4 protein-coding genes are annotated in these 2,849 nt (G+C 64.7%); all 4 read right to left on the reverse strand.

Annotated elements, in window-relative coordinates:
• On the reverse strand, positions 1-1,081 hold a 1,081-nt coding region (locus FJZ36_18835), incomplete at its 3' end, for a DUF1156 domain-containing protein (GenBank protein ID MBM3216955.1).
• Between the two features lie 19 nt (positions 1,082-1,100).
• The gene (locus FJZ36_18840) at positions 1,101-1,586 is read right to left on the reverse strand and encodes a DUF3368 domain-containing protein (protein MBM3216956.1); all 486 of its coding nucleotides are present in this window, start codon (positions 1,584-1,586) and stop codon (positions 1,101-1,103) included.
• On the reverse strand, positions 1,583-1,852 hold the full coding sequence (locus FJZ36_18845; GenBank protein MBM3216957.1) for a UPF0175 family protein: 270 nt from the start codon (positions 1,850-1,852) through the stop codon (positions 1,583-1,585). Before FJZ36_18845 ends, FJZ36_18840 begins: the two co-directional genes overlap by 4 nt.
• A gap of 19 nt (positions 1,853-1,871) precedes the next feature.
• Positions 1,872-2,339, reverse strand: coding sequence for a hypothetical protein (locus FJZ36_18850; protein MBM3216958.1), 468 nt, complete (start codon positions 2,337-2,339; stop codon positions 1,872-1,874).
• Between the last annotated feature and the right edge of the window lie 510 nt (positions 2,340-2,849).

Below are 2,849 nucleotides of genomic sequence, written 5' to 3' on the forward strand. Positions count from 1 at the left end.
GTTCCGCCGCCTCGAGCGCGTCGACGTCCGTCTTCTCCGCCGGACGGAAGTCGATCCCCTGTGGCGTCTTGAGGACGACCGCGTAGAGGACGCTCTCCATCTCTCCCCGTTGCGCGGTCGCCTTGATGTACTCGTCCGAAATCGGCGACCGGGTGAAGAGCGAAAAGCCTTTGCCCCTTTGGTACGTTGGCGGCGGCGGTTGGCGCAGTTGACCCGCGTACTGCCCGACCTCGCGGATGCGCACGGTCCACGTCCCCTTCGTCGCGTCGAGGACGACCGGCTCCGCGACGACGCGCTTCCCGCCCTTCTTCTTCATGAGATGCCAGTCCGGCACGAGCGGCGTCGGATGCCCCGTGTCCGGGCAGGGAACCGTCCGCGCGAAAATATACGACCAAGCCGGATATGCGCCTGTCGATTCGTAGTATCGGTCCATGGTCGCGCGGAATCGCCGAAGCCATTCACGCGACCACGCGTGCGCCTTATCTGCAAGGACTTGCCCGAACCGCAACGGGTAATCAACTGTCGCCTCAAGAACCGAACAAGCAACGGGATTTAGCTCGTTTGCCACTGTTGGCAACCCGAGCCGCGACGCCTCGAAAGGTATCGAACCTCCGCCAGCCATTGGGTCAATGACGATAGACGATTCACCCCATAGGTCGGAAATCACTTCGTTCGTAACTTCGACATCTTTGTAACGAACGACGTGGTTGAACGCTCGGGGCCCGTGCGGATTCGCAATCCGATTCCCCTCTTGACGCCGTGCTGCCTCAAGATAACTTGCGTTCAGCGCGATGACGTCCGACGACGCATAGAACCCCAACAACCGCTCGAAAAACGCCTTATAGGAGTCCGCCGTACCGAAGCCCGCCCTATCGAACCCCGCCGGCAGCAGCGACGCCAACACCGCCGCCCGCGACACGACCAACGGCCGCCGCGCCCACCACACGTGGAGAAAATACAGCGGCGGAAGCGCGCTGCTCGCGCCGCGTTCACGCATACACTCGACGCCGAGCGCCTTCGCGGGCAACCACTCCTCGATGAGCAGTCGGGGTCTCGTCGCTTCGCGCGGGGTCGTCGTCATGATGTCTGCCTTTGCTGATCTAGATTTCGCCTGCTTCGCGCAACGCGGCGGCGACAAGCGCGCCGGACGCTCGGAAACCGAGCTGCGCGAGCGCGTCCAGTTCGTCCCGCAACGACGGGATGAGACGGCGCTTTCGAGCGGCGAGAAGCAGACCGACCGTGCCAATCGGCTCGAGTCCGACGCGCCGCGCCGTGCGACGCGCCGCCAAATCGTCCATAGCAACGCTCACGACGCCCTCTTGGCGCGCCTGAGCGACGACCTCACGTTCCCCAGCGCCCAAGTCGTACAGCAGTTCGATGAGCTCGGGTCGTGTCACCGGACATTCCGCAAGCCAAACCATCAGGACGCGCTCTACGCGAGCGGCCGCCTCATCGTGTTTCGCGCGAACCTCGTGAAGCGCCGCCGACGGAACGAGCACCTGTTCAACGCCGAGCAGCAAGAGCTCCAGACGCTCCAACTTTGCCAGAAACAGCAACGGCGAGGCGTCCGTAATCCGCCGGTTCATGCCTCGGAAAGCCTTCGCGCGGCTTCTATCTCCAGGCGCACCTCCTCATCGCGAAGGTTGATGGCTGGTATGCCGTACCGTCCCAACAGACTCAGGAAGACGAGGCGGTCGGTCCCTGCGACTTGCGCCGCAACGCCCGCAGACACCTTTCCCGCCTCGTAGAGGATGCCCGCCAAGAGGAATCGCGCTTCAACGCGGAACTCCTCGTCCGACATCTTGAGGCTCTGCGGCAACTCATCCGGAATGGGTATCGTGATGTGCTTCATAGCAGTCTCCCGTCGCCGCTTACTCGACGGCTTCCGTCAGGATGCGGAGCGCGCGAACGGCGCGCGCGTTGTCGCTGCGCGTCAGCAGTCCGAGCCACCATGCCGCTTCGTTCGGGTCGCTGCGCCGCAGATGTCCCGCCGTCGTGACGAGCCGCTCCCCGTCCCGCAGCCCCGCCGTCACGAGCGCGTAGACCGCGATTCGGGGACCCCACGTCCCGTCGAGCGGTTCGTAGGTTCCGCCGAGATGCTCGAAGACCGTCTGTCGGACGCGCTTCCCCTCGCTCCGAAACGTCTCGCGCGACTTCACGACGCCATCCCGCAACAGCGGCGTCCCCGCCGTGAACGCGAGAGACGACACGACGCCGACGCGCTGGAGCCGGTCGCGCCGTATCTCGTCGGGACGACGCCGGTAGACAATGGCCGCTTTTCCTCCGCGGCGCTGGACGACCCGCACGGCGAACGCCGCCTCGCGGAGCGCGCTACTCACTCCCGTCCTCCGACCCGAACGTCGCTTTGATGTCAACGTCCAACGGCGCGCTGTTCTGCGCCGTTCGGAGCCGTTCGAGTGCCGTCTGCCGGTCGAGAGCGCCGAATGTCAGGTGCGCGATAGCGGTGAATTCTTCCACCCGCTCCGCTCCTCGAGCGAGCCGTTGCGCCACCTCAAAGGGTTTGATGGGGCAGTTGGGCTCAAACTGATCGACGAGGAACCTCATATCGTTTCCGCCTTTCGCCTTGCCCCGCACGTGAACCTCCATCAGAAGGCTGTCCGGGTGCATCGGTTGCGCCAGTCCGACGAACCCGCTCGCTGTCGTGGGATTCGCCGTTTTGAGTTCGAGCTTCTCCAGCGGTCGCCGCGCCGCGTACCCGATGGCTTCTTCCCAGCCGGTCGCTGTGACGCCGTTGTCCGTGACCGATTCGTCCTTGATGGTTCCCCCGTCGTCGTCCGCTTCGGGCGGTTTCTGTTCCGTCTCGCGCGTCCATTCGGCGACGCACGCCG

This window comes from Candidatus Poribacteria bacterium (assembly GCA_016866785.1).
Lineage (GTDB): Bacteria > Poribacteria > WGA-4E.